The 16,542-nt window shown below is 67.2% G+C and carries 15 protein-coding genes; 7 read left to right on the top strand and 8 right to left on the bottom strand.

The window, feature by feature from the left end; translation table 11 throughout:
• The first annotated feature begins 51 nt into the window (after positions 1 to 51).
• Positions 52 to 669, top strand: a complete 618-nt coding sequence (locus tag HEQ16_14590; GenBank protein MCO4055245.1) for a hypothetical protein — start codon at positions 52 to 54, stop codon at positions 667 to 669.
• A 21-nt stretch (positions 670 to 690) separates the two neighbouring features.
• On the opposite strand, the gene HEQ16_14595 is transcribed toward HEQ16_14590, so the two are convergent.
• Positions 691 to 1,113 (bottom strand): universal stress protein, encoded by a 423-nt coding sequence (locus HEQ16_14595; protein ID MCO4055246.1) that lies wholly within the window; start codon positions 1,111 to 1,113, stop codon positions 691 to 693.
• Positions 1,114 to 1,277: 164 nt separating this feature from the next.
• On the bottom strand, positions 1,278 to 2,189 hold the full coding sequence (locus HEQ16_14600) for a LysR family transcriptional regulator (GenBank protein ID MCO4055247.1): 912 nt from the start codon (positions 2,187 to 2,189) through the stop codon (positions 1,278 to 1,280).
• A gap of 216 nt (positions 2,190 to 2,405) precedes the next feature.
• Here HEQ16_14600 and HEQ16_14605 point away from each other — a divergent pair, with 216 nt between their 5' ends.
• The 3 genes from HEQ16_14605 (at position 2,406) to glcF (ending at position 6,621) form a co-directional block, all read left to right on the top strand.
• Positions 2,406 to 3,842 carry an FAD-binding protein gene (locus HEQ16_14605; protein MCO4055248.1) on the top strand — a complete coding sequence of 479 codons (1,437 nt, stop codon included), beginning with the start codon at positions 2,406 to 2,408 and terminating at the stop codon, positions 3,840 to 3,842.
• Between the two features lie 79 nt (positions 3,843 to 3,921).
• On the top strand, positions 3,922 to 5,109 hold the full coding sequence (locus tag HEQ16_14610) for an FAD-binding protein (GenBank protein ID MCO4055249.1): 1,188 nt from the start codon (positions 3,922 to 3,924) through the stop codon (positions 5,107 to 5,109).
• Positions 5,110 to 5,232: 123 nt separating this feature from the next.
• Positions 5,233 to 6,621 carry a glycolate oxidase subunit GlcF gene (gene glcF, locus HEQ16_14615; protein MCO4055250.1) on the top strand — a complete coding sequence of 463 codons (1,389 nt, stop codon included), beginning with the start codon at positions 5,233 to 5,235 and terminating at the stop codon, positions 6,619 to 6,621.
• A gap of 127 nt (positions 6,622 to 6,748) precedes the next feature.
• On the opposite strand, the gene HEQ16_14620 is transcribed toward glcF, so the two are convergent.
• Entirely contained in the window at positions 6,749 to 8,053 is a 1,305-nt protein-coding gene (locus HEQ16_14620) for a DUF3422 domain-containing protein (GenBank protein ID MCO4055251.1), read from the bottom strand.
• A 230-nt stretch (positions 8,054 to 8,283) separates the two neighbouring features.
• On the opposite strand from HEQ16_14620, the gene HEQ16_14625 reads away from it, so the two are divergent.
• The 3 genes from HEQ16_14625 (at position 8,284) to HEQ16_14635 (ending at position 11,253) form a co-directional block, all read left to right on the top strand.
• Complete coding sequence (locus HEQ16_14625; GenBank protein ID MCO4055252.1) at positions 8,284 to 9,066, top strand: (Fe-S)-binding protein; 783 nt, start codon at positions 8,284 to 8,286, stop codon at positions 9,064 to 9,066.
• A gap of 94 nt (positions 9,067 to 9,160) precedes the next feature.
• Positions 9,161 to 10,585: an iron-sulfur cluster-binding protein gene (locus HEQ16_14630; protein ID MCO4055253.1), complete on the top strand. Its 1,425-nt coding sequence runs from the start codon at positions 9,161 to 9,163 to the stop codon at positions 10,583 to 10,585.
• Positions 10,582 to 11,253, top strand: a complete 672-nt coding sequence (locus HEQ16_14635; protein ID MCO4055254.1) for an LUD domain-containing protein — start codon at positions 10,582 to 10,584, stop codon at positions 11,251 to 11,253. The genes HEQ16_14630 and HEQ16_14635 overlap by 4 nt, the downstream gene beginning before the upstream one ends.
• A 33-nt stretch (positions 11,254 to 11,286) precedes the next feature.
• Here the strand turns inward: HEQ16_14635 and HEQ16_14640 are convergent, their stop codons facing one another.
• The 5 genes from HEQ16_14640 to HEQ16_14660 form a co-directional block, all read right to left on the bottom strand.
• On the bottom strand, positions 11,287 to 11,904 hold the full coding sequence (locus tag HEQ16_14640) for a helix-turn-helix domain-containing protein (GenBank protein ID MCO4055255.1): 618 nt from the start codon (positions 11,902 to 11,904) through the stop codon (positions 11,287 to 11,289).
• A 180-nt stretch (positions 11,905 to 12,084) separates the two neighbouring features.
• Positions 12,085 to 13,302 (bottom strand): MFS transporter, encoded by a 1,218-nt coding sequence (locus tag HEQ16_14645; protein MCO4055256.1) that lies wholly within the window; start codon positions 13,300 to 13,302, stop codon positions 12,085 to 12,087.
• Positions 13,299 to 14,231, bottom strand: coding sequence for a DMT family transporter (locus tag HEQ16_14650; protein MCO4055257.1), 933 nt, complete (start codon positions 14,229 to 14,231; stop codon positions 13,299 to 13,301). Before HEQ16_14650 ends, HEQ16_14645 begins: the two co-directional genes overlap by 4 nt.
• A 115-nt stretch (positions 14,232 to 14,346) precedes the next feature.
• Positions 14,347 to 15,126, bottom strand: coding sequence for an SDR family oxidoreductase (locus HEQ16_14655; protein ID MCO4055258.1), 780 nt, complete (start codon positions 15,124 to 15,126; stop codon positions 14,347 to 14,349).
• A gap of 137 nt (positions 15,127 to 15,263) precedes the next feature.
• A complete protein-coding gene (locus HEQ16_14660; protein MCO4055259.1) occupies positions 15,264 to 16,448 on the bottom strand; it encodes a hypothetical protein in 1,185 nt (394 codons plus the stop codon).
• Positions 16,449 to 16,542 lie beyond the last annotated feature (94 nt).

Raw genomic sequence — 16,542 nt, forward strand, 5'->3', positions numbered from 1 at the left:
GCGCGCCTTCGCCGCTTGCCGGCTCCCTGCCTGGTGCCCTAAAGGCTGTGAATGTCACTGCTTCATCTTCCGCCCGGCCACGATCATGATGACGGGCTGCCTTCCTATCGGCAGCGCCCGCGGCCCATCGGCTTTGATCTGGCCTACAAGCTGGAGGGAGCGGATCTCGTCATCGACTCCACCCGCAAGGTGGACCGCGTGCCGCTCGGCTCGGTGGAGCAGGTGCGCTTCACCTTCAAGCCCGGCAACATCGCCTCGACGGGCTACGTCACCCAGCTGCGCCTCAAGGATGGGAAGACCATCACCATCGGCGACACCTCATGGCGCTCCCTGGTCGAGATCGAGCGTGGTGGGCCCCGTTACGTCGCCTTCATCACGGCGCTTGCAGCCGGGATCGCGCGCGAGAACCCCCGCGCACGGTTCCTCGCCGGCAAGCCGCCGCTGGTCTGGGCGCTCTTTGCGGGCGTGGCGGCGCTGTCGGTGGGGATGATGGCCTATTTCGCCTGGCGCGCCTTCGCGCAGGGCTTCACCGGCGCGATGTGGATCGGGGTGCTGCTTGGCGTCGTCGCGCTCTGGCAGATGCTGCCCATGGTGCGCCTGAACAAGCCGATCACGTTGCGGGCCGGCGAGGTGCCGGCCCATCTCATGCCCTCGCCGCCCAGGCCCTGACGGGGCGCAGGCGGCGCCGGCTCAGCGCACCACCAGCACCGAACAGGTGGCGTGGCGCACGATGGTCTTGGCGTTGGAGCCGATCAGGTAGGTGGCCATGCTCGGCCTGTGCGAGCCGACCACAATGAGATCGGCCGCGCAGTCCTTGGCTTCGTCCAGAACCTCGCCATAGACCGAACCGATGCGCACCACGGCGCTGATCCGTGTCTTGGGCAGCGGCAGCGTTGCGGCCAGCGCGGTCAGCTCCTTCTCGGCCTCGGCCTTGGCCGTGATGTCAAAATCGGGCGGCACGTATTCCATGTAGGTCACGGGCATCAGCGAGCGCACCGTCACGAGCCGGACATGCCCGTCCGAGAGGCCTGCCAGTTCGATCGCCGCATCCAGCGCCGGCCTCGCGACTTCGATGTCCGCCAGGTCGATGGGAACGAGGATTGATTTGTACATGTTGCCTCCTTCTGTCGCTCGCATCTTGCACCGCCACTGATGCCGCAGATTGATCTGGATCACGCGCGCTCCGCATGCGCCGCATGATTGCGTATGGAAACCACGCTGCTGCCGAGGGCCGGGACCGCGCCGGCCGGGCAGGCCACCTTGGCCCTTGCCGCGCCTCAGCCCAGTTCAAGCCCGTCATCCCAATAGGGCGTGGGTCCATACAAAGCGGCGAGATAATCGAGAAAGGCCCTGACCTTCTGCTCCATGTGGCGCCGGCTCGGATACACGCCGTGGATCGCGACGCGGCGTCCGCCGGAATAATCGGGCAGGAGCCGCACGAGGCGGCCATCCTTCAATTCGGGGCCCACATCCCAGGTCGAACGCAGCGCGATGCCGAGCCCGGCCAGCAGCGCCTCGCGCACCACTTCGCTGGAATTTGTTCGCAAAGGTCCGTTGATGCGGACGATCGCCGGTCCCTTCGGCCCATCAAGCCGCCACTGGTCGGCATTGTGCGCGATGAGCGTATGCGCCTCGATCTCGGCCAGCGAGCGCGGCGCCCCGCGTGCCGCGACGTAGGCAGGCGTCGCGCACAGCACCCGGTGATTGGACGCGAGCCGCCGCGCCACCAGGCTCGAATCCTGAAGGTCTGCGATGCGCACCGCCAGGTCGAAGCTCTCGCCCACGATGTCCACGAAGCTGTCGCTGAGCACAAGCTCCACCGACACAAGCGGGTTGGCGTCGAGGAATTGCTTGATGTGCGGAGCCACATGCATCCGCCCGAACGAGGTCGGCGCGGAAACCTTCAGCATCCCCCGCGCGGTGGCGGCGCCGGACGCTACCCAGCTCTCCGCCTCTTCCACGCTGGAGAGTATGGAGATCACGCGCTCATAAAAGCCCTGCCCGGCTTGCGTCAGCGACAGCTGCCTTGTGGTGCGCTGGAGCAGCCGCACGCCGAGCCTCTCCTCCAGCCGCCGTATTCGCTTCGAGATGACGGCCGGCGAGAGCTTGAGCTCGCGCCCCGCCGCGGACATCGACCGCGCCGTGACGACCCGCGCGAACACATCGAGATCTCCGAGCCGGTCCATCAGGCCCTGCGCAGCCACTCAGCGAATGGCCCGGACGCGCCGGCGCGTGCGCCTCTGCAGCGCGCTGATGCCCCGATGCCCAGATGACCCCTGATTGTTTCCATCACGGAAACAATGATCGCCTTTTTGTCGCGCTTCAAGTCCGATTCCGATGCGCTAGAGTGGCAACGGACGAACAGCTGGGTTAACAACGCCTGCGACCATCAGGGGAACTCCGTCATGACAGCGATCGCCTTTCCCGCGCCCGATGCTGCGATCCTCGCCCGGCGACCCGAGATCATCGCGGGGCTGGCCCGGCTCATGGCGCCCGAGGCGCTGATCACCGCCGAGGATGAGCTGCGCCCTTATGAGAGCGATGCGCTCACCGCCTTCCGCAAGCTGCCGCTGGCGGTCGTGCTGCCCTCCACCACCGAGGAAGTGTCGGCGGTCCTGAAGTTCTGCTCGGAGAACGGCGTGCCAGTGGTGCCGCGCGGATCGGGCACATCTCTGGTGGGCGGCGCCACGCCGCAGGAGGATGCCGTGGTCATCGGCGTCTCCAAGATGAACCGCATCCTCGACATCGACTACGCAAACCGCACCGCCCGCGTGCAGGCCGGCGTCACCAACCTTGCCATCACCGGCGCCGTCATGGCGGACGGCTTCTTCTACGCCCCCGACCCCTCCTCGCAGCTGGCCTGCTCGATCGGCGGCAACATCGCCATGAATTCGGGCGGTGCGCACTGCCTGAAATACGGCGTCACCACCAACAACATCCTCGGCCTCAAGCTGGTGCTGCTGAACGGCGAGGTTGTGGAGATCGGCGGCGATCATCTCGACCTGCCGGGCTATGACCTTCTGGGGCTGCTGATCGGTTCCGAAGGCCAGCTCGGCATCGTGACCGAGGCCACGGTGCGGATCCTGCGCAGCGCCGAGGGCGCGCGCCCGGTGCTGTTCGGCTTTCCCAAGCCCGAGCTGGCGGGCGCAGCCGTCGCCGCCATCATCGGCGCAGGCATCATCCCCGTCGCGATGGAATACATGGACAAGATGGCAATCGCCATCTGCGAGGACTTCGCGAAGGCGGGCTATCCAATGGACGCCGAGGCGCTGCTCATCATCGAGGTCGAGGGCTCCGAGCAGGAGATGGACGACCAGCTGGTGCGCATCATCGAGATCGCCCGGCGCCATGGCGTGACCACCGTGCGCGAGAGCAAGTCCGCCATGGAGACGGCCGCGATCTGGAAGGGTCGCAAATCAGCCTTCGGCGCCACGGGCAAGATCGCCGACTACATCTGCATGGACGGCACCATCCCCACCGGCCAGTTGCCGCATGTGCTGACCCGCATCGGCGAACTGGTGAGCCATTACGGCCTGCGCGTCGCCAATGTCTTCCATGCCGGCGACGGCAACCTGCATCCGCTGATCCTCTACGACATCAACGATCCGGCCGAACGCCAGAAGGCGGAGGATTGCGGCATGGATATCCTGCGCCTGTGCGTGGAAGTGGGCGGCTGCCTTACCGGCGAGCATGGCGTCGGCGTGGAGAAGCGCGACCTGATGCATGTTCAGTTCAACTCCGCAGACCTCGCCCAGCAGATGCGCGTGCGCGCGGTCTTCGATCCGGCCTGGCTGCTCAACCCGGCCAAGGTCTTCCCGCTCGATGGAAGGATCGCGGCATGATGAGGTGCCAACATGAACCGCGCCTGGTTCCGCGCCTTTCGCGATCGCTGCGGCCGGGCATGATCCAGGACGTCAGGCCATGAGCCTGTTCACGCCCAAGACCGAGGATGAAGCCGCGCGCCTTGTCGCGGACCTTGCCCTGACGAAGAGGCCCGTGACCATCCAGGGCGGCGCGACGCGCGCGGGCCTGGGCCGTCCCAACCAGACCGAAGCCACGATCTCGACGCTGCAGATGGCGGGCGTGACGCTGCACGAGCCGGCGGAACTGGTCATCTCGGCCCGTGCCGGCACCACCGTCGCGGAGGTCGAGGCCACGCTCGCGGCGCAGAACCAGATGCTGCCCTTCGAGCCGATGGATCACCGCCTGATCTACGGCACCCGCGGCGAGCCCACCATCGGCGGCGTTGTGGCCGGCAATCATTCCGGCCCCCGCCGCATCCAGGCCGGCGCCTGCCGCGACAGCCTCATCGGCGTGCGTGTGATCAACGGCCGCGGTGAGGCGATCAAGTCGGGCGGCCGCGTGATGAAGAACGTCACGGGCCTCGATCTCGCCAAACTGGTCACCGGCTCGTTCGGCACGCTGGGCCTGCTCACCGAGGTCACCTTCAAGGTTCTCCCGCGACCTGAGCGCACGCTGACCCTGCTGCTCAAGGGGCTCGACGACGCCCGCGCCATTGCCGCGCTTTCGGCTGCGCTGGGTTCGCCCTTCGAGCCGTCGGCCGCAGCCCACCTGCCCGCTGGCCTCGGCAGGCCGCAGGCGAGGACCATCCTCCGGCTGGAAGGCTTTTCCGTCTCGCTTGACTATCGGATCAAGGCCTTGCGCAAGCTTCTTGAATCATTTCAGGAGCTTGTTGTGCTGGAAGGTGAGGATTCAAGCAGCCTCTGGCAAGGCATCCGTGATTGCGAGTTCCTGGCCGAACCGCAGGACAGCGCGCTGTGGCGGATCTCCACCGCTCCGGGCCGCGCCCCCGCCATGGTGGCAGGCATCGCGGCCAACATCGGCGGCGCCCGCTGGTTCTATGACTGGGGCGGCGGGCTGGTCTGGCTGGCCGTGCCGCCCTCGTCCGATGCCGCCAGCGCCACGATCCGCGCCGCCGTGGCGTCCGCGGGCGGGCACGCAACGCTGATCCGCGCCCCGCGCGAGGTGCGCGCCAGCGTCGACGTTTTCCAGCCGCTGGGCCCCCTCGCGGGCGTGACCGGCGGCATCAAGACAAGTTTCGATCCGGCCGGCATCTTCGAACCCGGCCGGATGCATGCGGGGATATGAGGGAGCCATTCCGGGCCCGCCAATCCTTGATGACAACAGTTATACCGGGCCAGCCGGAGGCCTGCCCGCAGGAGGGCGGCGCCCCGGCTCAGGCCATGAAGCATTGAGACAGCAGGCGACACGATGCAGACAAACTTCACGCCCGAGCAACTCGCCTCCGATCCCCGGATGCCGAGCTCAGAGAAGATCCTGCGCACCTGCGTGCATTGCGGCTTCTGCACGGCCACCTGCCCCACCTACCTGCTGCTGGGCGACGAGCTCGACAGTCCGCGCGGGCGCATCTACCTCATCAAGGACATGCTGGAGAACGGCAAGCCGGCCACCAAGGAAGTGGTCAGGCATGTCGACCGCTGCCTGAGCTGCCTTGCCTGCATGACCACCTGCCCCTCCGGCGTGCACTACATGCACCTGGTCGATCACGCCCGCGCCCATATCGAGGAAACCTATGAGCGCCCCTGGCATGACCGGCTGATGCGCAGGGTGCTGGGCGCGATCCTGCCCTACCCCAACCGCTTCCGCCTCGCGATCCTCGGCGCGATGATCGGCCGGCCCTTCCGCAATGCGCTCGCCGGCATCCCGGCCATGGGCCCTCGCATCAAGGCGATGCTTGAACTTGCGCCCTCTTCCATCCCGCCGCGCTCGGCAGCCGAGCCGGGCCGCACCTTCTCGCCTCCAGCAGCGCCCGTGAAGCGGGTCGCCATGCTCACCGGCTGCGCGCAGCCCGTGCTGAACCCCATGATCAACGATGCCGCCATCCGCCTTCTCAACCGGAATGGCGTGGAGGTGGTGCTGCCCAGGGGCGAAGGCTGCTGCGGCGCGCTGGTGCACCATATGGGCCAGGAGCACGCCGGCCATGCCGCCGCCCGGCGCAACATCGACGCCTGGATGGCCGAGGTCGAGGGCGCCGGCCTCGACGCCATCCTCATCACGGCATCGGGTTGCGGCACGACGATCAAGGATTACGGCTTCATGCTGAAGGATGACGCGGCCTATGCCGGGAAGGCGGCCCGCATCTCGGCCCTCGCCATGGACATCAGCGAGTTCATGGAAACCCTTGAAGTGACTCCGGTTCGCGACTTCGACCTGAGCGTGGCCTACCATTCCGCCTGCTCGATGCAGCATGGCCAGAAGCTCAAGGACGGGCCGAAAAAGCTGCTCACCGCCGCAGGCTTCAGGGTGCGCGAAGTGCCAGAGGGCCATATCTGCTGCGGCTCGGCCGGCGTCTACAACATCCTCCAGCCACAGATCGCCGGCCAGCTGCGGGACCGCAAGGTCGGCAATATCCTCAAGACGCGGCCCGATCTCGTGGCAACCGGCAACATCGGCTGCATGACCCAGATCGGCAGGGGCTTCGTCGATGGCGGCCACCCCATCCCGGTGGTCCACACCGCCGAGCTGATCGACTGGGCCACGGGCGGGCCGATTCCGGCGGCGCTTGAGGAAGCGGGCTTCACCGACCCGCCCATCACGGGGCCGAAAGCGCGGCGCAATGCGCTGCTCGCGGCAGAGTGAACCCGATCACTGCGAGGCGCGGCCGAAGCAACCCATCCATCAACCCCAACGCCTCCGCCGACCAGCCGGGCAAACGGCAACGCGCGATCGCCCCGCTGCGCTGGCGATGACGGCCAGAGCTGCGGCCTCAGCTCTTCTTCTCGCCATGGCCCCGGCGCACGCGCCTGACGGCCAGCGCCACCGCGATGACCACGAGGGGCAGCGCGATCGCGGCAGCCAGCGTGGGATCGGGGCCTCCACCCTTTTCCCTCCACGCCTTGAAGACATAGCCCAGCAGCCCGAGCACGTAATAGCTCACGGCGGCCACCGAGAGGCCTTCCACGGTCTGCTGCAGCCTGAGCTGCACCTGGGCTCGCTCGTTCATGGCCCGCAGCAATTCCTGGTTCTGGCTCTCCAGGTCAATGTCGACGCGGGTGCGCAGCAGTTGCGCCGCTCGCGCCAGCTTGCGCGAGAGGTTGGCCTGCCGCTCCTCGGTGGTGACGCAGGTCCGGATGGCCGGCGCCAGCCGCCGCGACAGGAAGCCCGAGAGCGTCGTCTGTCCCGGCACGGCCTTCTCCCCGATCGCGTCAAGGCGGAGCCTCACCAGCTCGTCATAGGCGCGCGTGGCGCCGAAGCGGAACAGCGAGGCCGCCGCCCCCCCCTCCAGCTCCGCCGCAAGCTCGGTCAGCCGAGACAGCAGCTTGCGGTTCGCCTCGAAGCCCTCGGTCGCCTGCATCTGCTGCATCAGCCAGGGCAGCTGCAGCTCGATCTTGCGGATGGACGGCGACAGCGCCTGCGCCTCCGGCAGGCCGAGCAGCGCGAAGGTGCGGTAGGTCTCGACCTCCAGCGCGCGTTGCACGAGCGAGCCTGCCCGCGCCGGGGTGAGCCGTTCATCAAGGATCAGCAGACGCACATATCCGTCCGTATCGGTGCGGAAGTCCGTTGCGAGGATGGCGGTGTTGTCCTCCACCTGGGAGGCGGCCAGGTTGGCGACGCCGAACACCGTCTCGAGATTGTCGGTGACCCGTGCGCTCCTGACCATGTGCAGATCGACCTGCACCATCAGCGGCCCGGGCTGCGGCAAGAGCTGCATGAGCTTGCCGAATTCTCGCGCGGCCGGACGGAACGGCGCATCGTCGGCGCCGGCGGCGGCGTCGAACTCCCAGCTGTAGGTGCAGAACTCGCTGTGCCGCTCGAAGCGCAGGATCGCGCCCTGGACGTTCACCCTGTGGTGTCGCGCATTCTCGGCAGGCGCCGGCAGCGATCGCTTCGAGCAGAAGGCCGCGAGCGCGGCCACGGCCGCCATCGACTGCCCGCCATCGGTGGTGTAGGCGAAGTGCAGCACGCGCCGCGGCGTATCCATGGTGGCGAAGGGCCGCGCATGCAGCTCGCTCAGCAGCGCCTCGCGTTGCGGATGGTCGCCATGGGCGGCCTGGTCGGTGGTGCTTGTCATGCGGGTGGCCTGTGGATGCGCTCGCTGGTTATACGGGGCGCAGCCCCCCGCGGACGCCTCATCCTAGCCCAATACTTGCGCCCATGCCGTCCGTGTTGTTCCCCAATCCACAACGTCATCGCAAAGACGCGCACAAGCCTGCGGCAGCACGGCCTTGCGTTACGGGGTGGACATGGCGCAGGTTTGGGCGTCATGCTTCAATGGCTACAGGCCACCGCGGGAACCAGTGAATGCCGTCGGAAATGCAACCACCGCTCGCCAGGCCCCGCATCGGCCTGTTCGTCACCTGCCTTGTCGACCTCATGCGCCCCTCCATCGGCTTCGCCGCCGTGAAGCTTCTGGAGGAAGCGGGCTGTGAGGTGCATGTCCCCAGCCAGACCTGCTGCGGCCAGCCGGCCTGGAACTCGGGCGACCGCGCCACAACGCGCGCCATCGCCGAGCAGGTGATCGAGGCCTTCAGCGGATTCGCCTATGTCGTGGCCCCGTCAGGCTCCTGCGCCGGCATGATCCGGAAGCATTATCCGGAGATCTTCGCCGATGATCCGAACTGGCTGCCACGCGCCCACGCGCTCGGCGCCAAGACCCATGAACTGACCAGCTTCCTCGTGGACGTGATGTTTGTGAGCAAGGTGGAGGCGAGGCTGACCGCGAAGGCTACCTATCACGACAGTTGCTCGGGCCTGCGCGAGATGAAGGTCCAGGCCCAGCCGCGCAAGCTGCTCAGGACCGTCGAAGGCCTCGAACTGGTCGAGATGGCCGAGAACGACGTGTGCTGCGGCTTCGGCGGCACCTTCGCGGTCAAGTATGCCGACATCTCCAACGCCATAGTCGGCAAGAAGACCGAGAACATCGCCGCGGCCGAACCCGACCTGCTGCTGGCGGGCGATCTCGGCTGCCTTTTGAACATGGCTGGCAAGCTCAGCCGGGAGGGCCGCGCCATCCAGGTGCGCCACGTGGCCGAGGTGCTTGCCGGAATGACCGAGGACCCACCGATCGGCGCGGTGAAGCCATGACCGGCTGCCGGGCGGCTGCCGCGCGCTTCGCCGGCGCTCCCCGCCGTCCGCCACGCCCGACCACATCGTCAAGACACAAGGACCGGACGCCCGCATGACCGCGCACCCCACCTCCCCCCGGTTCAGGGACAACGCCGTCCGGGCGCTCAAGGACGAGCAGCTTCAGAAGGCGATGGGCAATGTCCGCAAGGGCTTCATCGACAAGCGCCTCGCCGCAGCCGGCAAGCTGCCGGAGTTCGAGGAGCTGCGCGAGAGCGCCAAGGCCATCAAGGACCATACGCTGGCCCATCTCGACCTTTATCTCGAGCGCTACGAGGACAAGGTGAAGGCCGCCGGCGGGCATGTGCATTTTGCCCGCGACGCTGCCGAGGCCCGCTCCCTCATCCTCGACATCTGCCGTTCCGTGGGCGCCAGGACCGTGACCAAGGGCAAGTCGATGATCTCCGAGGAGATCGCGATAAACGCCCATCTCGAGGCCAACGGCATCACGCCGGTCGAGACAGACCTCGGCGAATACATCATCCAGCTGCGCAACGAGCTGCCGAGCCACATCATCGCCCCGGCCGTCCACCTCAACGCCACGCAGGTGGAGGAGGATTTCCGGCGCGTTCACACCCATCTCGACAAGGGCCGCGACCTCTCCCAGCCCGTGCAGCTGCTCACCGAGGCGCGCGGCGTTCTGCGCGACCGCTTCCTCGCAGCCGATGTCGGCATCACCGGCGCCAACTTCCTCGTGGCGGAGACCGGCACCTCGATCATCGTCACCAATGAAGGCAATGGCGACCTCACGCAGATCCTGCCCAAGGTTCACATCGTCATCGCCAGCCTCGAGAAGCTCGTGCCGACGCTGGAGGATGCAAGCCAGATCCTGCGCGTGCTGGCCCGCTCGGCTACCGGCCAGGAGATGAGCGTCTACACCACCTTCTCGACCGGCCCGCGCCGCAAGGGCGACCCCGACGGCCCCGAACAGTACCATGTCGTGCTGCTCGACAATGGCCGCACGTCGATGCTCGGCACAGAGTTCCAGGACATGCTGCGCTGCATCCGCTGCGGCGCCTGCATGAACCACTGTCCGGTCTATCATGCCGTGGGCGGCCATGCTTATGGCTGGGTCTATCCCGGCCCCATGGGCGCTGTGCTGACGCCCTCGCTGATCGGGGTGGACAAGGGCGGGCACCTGCCAAACGCCTCCACCTTCTGCGGGCGCTGCGAGAGCGTCTGCCCGATGAAGATCCCGCTGCCGAAGATGATGCATTCGTGGCGCGAGCGCGAGTTCGAGCGGCATCTGTCCCCGGCCACGATGCGTTATGGCATCAGCTTCTGGGGCTTCTTCGCGAAGCGGCCCAGGCTCTACCGGCTTGCCACCTCGCTCTGCATGCGGGCCATGGCGGCCATGGGCAAGGCCAGGGGCCGCTTCACCTCGCTGCCCTTCGCGGACGGCTGGACGAAGCATCGCGATTTCCCCGCGCCGCAGGGCGCGACATTCCAGGAACGCTGGAAGAAGGAGCGCCGCTCATGAGCGCCCGTGACGAGATCATGCTGTCCATACGCCGTTCGCTCGCCGTGACGGGCAAGGAGGCTCCGCGCCGCCAGGCGGTCGATGAGCGCATCGATCGCGCGCCCCGCGGCGTGGTGGTGGAGCGCAGCCAGCTCACGGGCGAAGCGCGCCTCGCCCTGTTCCGCCAGATGGCGGAGGCCACATTCGCCACCGTCGTCGCAGTGGACAGCGCGTCCGAGGTGCCGGGCGAGGTGGCCAGCTATCTGCGGAATCACAACCTGCCCGCCACGATCCGCATGGGCGATGATCTCAGGCTGAAGGCCATGCCCTGGCAGTCCACCGCCCTCGATATGGCGAGCGGCCCCAGCGACGGGCGCGACCTCAACAGCGTCTGCTATGCCTTCGCAGGCGTGGCCGAGACAGGCACGCTCGTGCTCACATCGGGCTCCGCCAACCCCACCACGCTCAATTTCCTGCCTGACAACCACATCGTCGTGGTCAACGCGCGCGACATCGCTGGCGACTATGAGGAGATGTGGACACGGCTTCGCTTCGCCACCGGCAAGGGCGAGATGCCGCGAACGGTCAATTGGGTCACAGGCCCTTCGCGATCGGGCGACATCGAGCAGGTGCTGCTGCTGGGCGCGCACGGGCCGCGCCGCGTGCACATCATCCTCGTGGGCAACTAAGCGCCGAGCCCCGGCCGGCGCCCTGCGCGGCGATCATTCCATCACCGCGGCCTTCAGGATGCAGACCATGCTGGCCTCGCCCGGCCCCTCGCTGATGCAGCGCACGGTATGGGGCCGGTCGCAGCGATAGCGCAGCGTCTCGCCGGCCCTGGCCCGCTGGATCACGCCGGCCACATCCACTTCGAACTCGCCGGAGGTGACCGAGAGGCACTCGACCGAGCCGCGCTGATGGCCCTCGGATTCGAGCTGGCCGCCCGTCTCGGACGAGACGGCGTACCATTGCAGCCATTCCACCGTCTTGATCCAGCCGACGATGGCCAGGCGCATCTTGCCATCTTCCGAAACGAGGATGGGCGTGTCGGCCTTGGTCGACTTCTCGATGAAGGCCTCTTCCTCGGCGTCGGACAGCACGCGCTCGATCGACACGTCGAGCGCCTGCGACAGCCGCCAGATGGTGGCGAGGGTCGGGTTGGTCTCGTTGCGCTCGATCTGGCTGATGATCGACTTGGCCACGCCCGATTGCTCCGCCAACTCCGAGAGCGACAGGTTGTAGGCCTTGCGCAGGCGCTGGATCGTCTTGCCGAGATTGCCCGAGATGATCTGCGCGCCGCTCTCCAGCTCGCGGGGCTTGTCCTTGATCTCGATGCCCATCAGGCCTCCGTTTCGTCGTGTCGCGCCCGCGGCGCGGTCACTGCCCCGCTGTCCGTCAAAACGAACATGCGTTTGTCATTAAGGACGAACCATGCCCGCGATGGCGGCTGGGCGCAAGCCTTGGCGCGGATCGAACGAGGGGAGCCGCAAGCGGCTCGACCAAGCACGCGAGCCTGCTGTTCAGGCCCCCGCCCGGCGCAACATCGCCCCCAGCGCCACCACGGCGACGAAGGCGGCCAGCCCGCAGGCAGCCATCACGCCCAGCGCGACCGGCGCGCCCGCGCCATCGATGAGCAGGGCGAAGGCCATGGGCGACAGCGCCTTGGCCGCGAGCGTCGGCGCGGCGACGGCTCCAAGGGTGCGCCCGTAATTCTCGCGTCCCAGCAGCCCCAGCACCATCACGCCACGTGCGATCGTGACAAGGCCGTTCGATATCCCGTAAAGCACCGCGAACGCGAAGACGCCGGCCATGGCCGCGCCCGCGAACAGCAGCGCCGTGAAGGCCAGCGGCAGCACGCCGGTCGCGACATAGCCCAGCCTGAGCACCGGATAGGCCCCGCCAAGCGCCAGTTCCACCAGCCGGCCTGCCGATTGCGATGGGCCGATCAGCGTGCCGACCGCAACGGCCTGCGCTTCGGTGAGGCCCAGCGCGGCCAGAAGCGTGGTGATGTGCACCGACATGCCGTTGCTCACCAGCCCATGCAGCATGAACACCAGCGCCAGGAGGGCGATGACCTTGCCCCTGAGCGCGGCCGGCGCGCTGCCATGGGCGCTGCCGGAGGCCCCGCCCGCAGGCGCGGAGGGCGCCTTCTCTGGGCTGAGGGCTAAATGAAGCGCCGCGCACACGATGGCGTTGAGGGCGGCATAGACGAAGCACAGGCTGCGCCAGTCCATGAACGAGAGCAGCCACAGCCCCAGCGGCCAGAACACGGTCGAGGCCAGCCCGCCCGCAAGGGTGAGCATGGTGATGGCGATGCGCGCCCGCGGCCCGGCGATGCGCGCCAGCGAGGCGAAGGCCGGATCGTAAAGGCTGCCCGCCATCCCGAGGCCGATCACCAGGTAGGCGGCGTAAAGCGCCAGCGGCGTCGTCGACAGGCCAAGCATGAGATAGCCCAGCCCGCCGATGACCGAGCCCAGGGCCATCACACCGCGCCCGCCCTTGTGGTCGATGACGGCGCCGACGCGCGGCGCGACGAGCCCCGAGGTCAGCATGGCGAGCGAGAACGCGCCGTAGATCAGCGTCTTGCTCCAGCCGGTCTCGGCCATGATGCGCGGCCCGATCAGGGTGATGCCGTAAAACAGCGTGCCCCAGGCGATGATCATGGTGATCGACAGCAGCACGAGCGCCCCAACGGCGGCAGGCGGCCAGCCCTTGAGCGAGAAGCTGGCGAGCTTCACTTGGCCATGGAGGGTCCTGCCTCGCGGTTTTCGGGGCGCAGCATGCCAAGCTGCTTCTCCCGCCAGATCACGAAGATGCCGGCCGCGATCACCACGCCAGCCCCGATCAGCACGACCTGTTGCGGCATATCGCCGAACAGCATCCAGCCGAGCGCCACGGCCCAGATCATGGAGGTGTATTCGAAGGGAGCCACCAGGGATGCATCGCCATGGCGATAGCTGACGGTGAGCAGGATCTGCCCGATCCCGCCGAGAATGCCCATCAGCACTATCAGGCTGGCATCCCACAAGCCCATCGGCATGATCCAGCCGAGTGCCGCCGTCATGAGGCCAAGGCAGGAACTGAGCGCGGTGAAGTAGAACACGATCGCGCCGGTTGTTTCGGAGCGGGTTAGGCGCCGGACCTCGGTCATGGCCCAGGCGGAGCACAGCGCCCCGACCAGCCCGAAGGCGGCTCCGGTCGCGGCCCCGCCGCTGGCGACGGCCGCCAGCGTGGACAGGTTGAGGTGCGGCGAGAGCATGATCAGCACGCCCACGAACCCCACCGCCACCGCCGACCAGCGATAGATGCGCACGGTTTCCTTGAGCACCACCGCCGCCAGCACCACAGCGAGCAGCGGCGACGCGTAGCCGATGGCCACGGCATCAGGCAGCGGCAGGCTCCCCAGCGAGAGGAAGCCGCAGACCATGCCGCACGCGCCGATGAGCCCGCGCCTGAGATGGCTGCCGAAGCGCGAGGTGCGCAGGTTGGCAAGAATCGGCCCCTGGAAGCTCAGCCAGATCATCAGCGGAATCAGCGCGAAGAAGGAGCGGCAGAAAATCAGTTGGCCAACAGGATAGCGCACGCTCAAGGTCTTCACCACCGAGGACATCAGCGTGAAAGCCAGTGCGGACAGTATCTTCAGTGAAATTCCAAGAAGCGGCTTCAAGATCGACAAATGGCTGGAGGAGCCCCCCCTCTTAGCCCAGCCACTTCCACACCGGAACCCGCTTTGCGCGCATCAGGGGTGCGCGGTCGCGAACCGCGCCTGAAGCCCGCCAGCCTCAGAAGGCCGAACGGAAGAAGCCGCCATCGATCAGCAGGTTCTGCCCCGTGATGTAGCCGGCCTGCCGCGAGCACAGGAAGGCGCACAGCTCACCGAACTCCTCGGCGGTGCCGAAGCGGGCTGCTGGCACGTTGCCCATCCGGATCTTCACAATCTCCTCCACGGTCTTGCCCTGCGCTTCGGCGAGCTTGCGCGTGGTTCCGCGCAGCCGATCGGTGTCGAACATGCCCGGCAGCACATTGTTTATGGTGACGTTGGCATGGGCGACCTCGCGCGACACCCCGGCGAGAAAGGAGGTGAGGCCCGCGCGTGCGCCCGAGGACAGGTCGAGTCCTGGCAGCGGGGTCAGCACGCTCGCCGAGGTGATGTTGACGATGCGGCCGAAGCGGCGCGCCATCATGCCGTCGATGACCCGCTGGATCAGTTCGATCGGGGTGACCATGTTCTGCGTCACGCCATCGAGCATGGCGGCCCGGTCAAGTTCCCGGAAGCCCTTTGGCGGCGGCCCGCCATTGTTGTTGATGAGGATGTCCACATCCGGCGCCGCAGCGAGCAGCGCATCCTGCCCGGCCCTGGTGCCGACATCCGCCGCCACGGCATGCACCTTGACGCCCGTCTCGGCCCTGATCTCGTCGGCGGTCTTTTCAAGAACCGCCTGGTCACGGCCGTTGAGCACCACGGTGCAGCCTGCCCGCGCCAGCGAGAACGCCACGCCGCGCCCCAGACCGCGGCTCGAGGCGCAGATGATGGCCGTGCGGCCTGCCAAACCCAGATCCATGGCGAGACTCCCTGAATTGCCGGCAGCGTTATCGCGCGGCCTCTCCCGGCACGCCAGCGCAAAGATGCAGGGGGATCATGCAGCAGCGTTGCGGCTCGCGCGCACGCCCTGGCGCCGCTCAGCTCGCGTCGCCGCGCTCAGCTGAAGATGCGGGCCTTCATCACCGCGCTCATCGCGTCGATCTGCGCCAGTGAGGCGCTATGCTCGGGCCTGCTTTGCTCGTCCTCCGTCAGGGCATCGTCTCGCTTGTCAGGAGACCTGTCCAGCAAGAGATCGGCATCCTCGGGCGGCAGATCGACGTCGGGCATGTCGAGATCACCAACAATGAGTTGCGGCTCGTCCCCCGCCATCAGGTCGTGATCGGGACCTGGAGGCGTCGCAGGGACACAGTCCGGCGCTGCTGCTTCGAACACCGTCTCTTCCGGGCCGAAGGCGATGTCGTCCACGCCATCAGACGCCTGGCTCGCGCCGGGGCAGGTCTCATCCGCCGCGTCCGGCAGCGGCAGCGCCATCGGCATGGCGGGCTCGCCATCGTGAGGCCCGTCCCTGATCTCGTCGTCGACGATCACGAAATCCACGTCGTTCTGCGTCAGTTCCGCAGAGGCGGGGAGCATCAGGAGGGCTGACGACGAATCCGCCAGCCTTCCATCAAAGGGCAACGGCGTGACGCCATCGGTTTCAGGGCCTGCCCCTCCAAGGCCTGGATCGTCGCACCCGGTCCGATCACGCATGGGCGCTTCGGTTGCGCTCCAGGCGTCGATCAGGGCGTTGATGCGCCCTTCGAGGAAGCGCAGCGTGCGCACCACCTTCTGCGTGCGCTGCGCGGTCAGGTCCTGGAAGGTGCATGCGGCGTAGATGTCGGTGGCCAGCTTGTCGATGCGATCGCAGATGGCCTCGTCATGCTTCTGCTCGCGCAGGCTCCAGGCGATTTCCTGGATCGCTTCGGCAGCGCTGAGGATGTTGGAGGTGGCCTGCTCGGTGGTCCGCACGATCCCGTCGAGCGCATTGGTCGCCTGACCGAGGCGTCCGCCTTCCGGGCCATTCTCATGCTGGTCCAGCTCGACCTTGAGCCCGGCGATGGACTTGGCCATTTCCAGCAAGTCGAAGCGCACCCGCTCCACCTGCTCCATCGCCCGCTCCCCGCCCACGGCGCCTTCCAGCCGCGCCATGGCGCCAAGCAGCATGTTGGTGTCTGCGGTACGGTTGCGGGCGGCGAATTCGTGCAGGAACCAGCGGCCTCTTGCAGTCTCCATGACGGCCAGCTCGATCGCTTCATAATCGGAAGCCGAAAGCTGGGTGAGTGCGCGGGGATCTTTAGTCATAATGGGCCATGTCCGGAGGGCATGCCGCAGCGTCCGAATCGCTGCTGTCGTCAGTCTCCGCGAAGGATTATTATCATATTGCCGATAAAAAAAC

This window comes from Bosea sp. (in: a-proteobacteria), from assembly GCA_023910605.1.
Classification (GTDB): Bacteria; Pseudomonadota; Alphaproteobacteria; order Rhizobiales; family Beijerinckiaceae; genus Allobosea.

What these genes read in the sequence shown, in the direction of transcription:
- HEQ16_14590 (MCO4055245.1), top strand. Translation starts at nt 52, where the DNA reads ATGTCACTGCTTCATCTTCCGCCCGGCCACGATCATGATGACGGGCTG.
- HEQ16_14595 (MCO4055246.1), bottom strand. Translation starts at nt 1,113, where the DNA reads ATGTACAAATCAATCCTCGTTCCCATCGACCTGGCGGACATCGAAGTC.
- HEQ16_14605 (MCO4055248.1), top strand. Translation starts at nt 2,406, where the DNA reads ATGACAGCGATCGCCTTTCCCGCGCCCGATGCTGCGATCCTCGCCCGG.
- HEQ16_14610 (MCO4055249.1), top strand. Translation starts at nt 3,922, where the DNA reads ATGAGCCTGTTCACGCCCAAGACCGAGGATGAAGCCGCGCGCCTTGTC.
- glcF (MCO4055250.1), top strand. Translation starts at nt 5,233, where the DNA reads ATGCAGACAAACTTCACGCCCGAGCAACTCGCCTCCGATCCCCGGATG.
- HEQ16_14620 (MCO4055251.1), bottom strand. Translation starts at nt 8,053, where the DNA reads ATGACAAGCACCACCGACCAGGCCGCCCATGGCGACCATCCGCAACGC.
- HEQ16_14625 (MCO4055252.1), top strand. Translation starts at nt 8,284, where the DNA reads ATGCCGTCGGAAATGCAACCACCGCTCGCCAGGCCCCGCATCGGCCTG.
- HEQ16_14630 (MCO4055253.1), top strand. Translation starts at nt 9,161, where the DNA reads ATGACCGCGCACCCCACCTCCCCCCGGTTCAGGGACAACGCCGTCCGG.
- HEQ16_14635 (MCO4055254.1), top strand. Translation starts at nt 10,582, where the DNA reads ATGAGCGCCCGTGACGAGATCATGCTGTCCATACGCCGTTCGCTCGCC.
- HEQ16_14640 (MCO4055255.1), bottom strand. Translation starts at nt 11,904, where the DNA reads ATGGGCATCGAGATCAAGGACAAGCCCCGCGAGCTGGAGAGCGGCGCG.
- HEQ16_14655 (MCO4055258.1), bottom strand. Translation starts at nt 15,126, where the DNA reads ATGGATCTGGGTTTGGCAGGCCGCACGGCCATCATCTGCGCCTCGAGC.
- HEQ16_14660 (MCO4055259.1), bottom strand. Translation starts at nt 16,448, where the DNA reads ATGACTAAAGATCCCCGCGCACTCACCCAGCTTTCGGCTTCCGATTAT.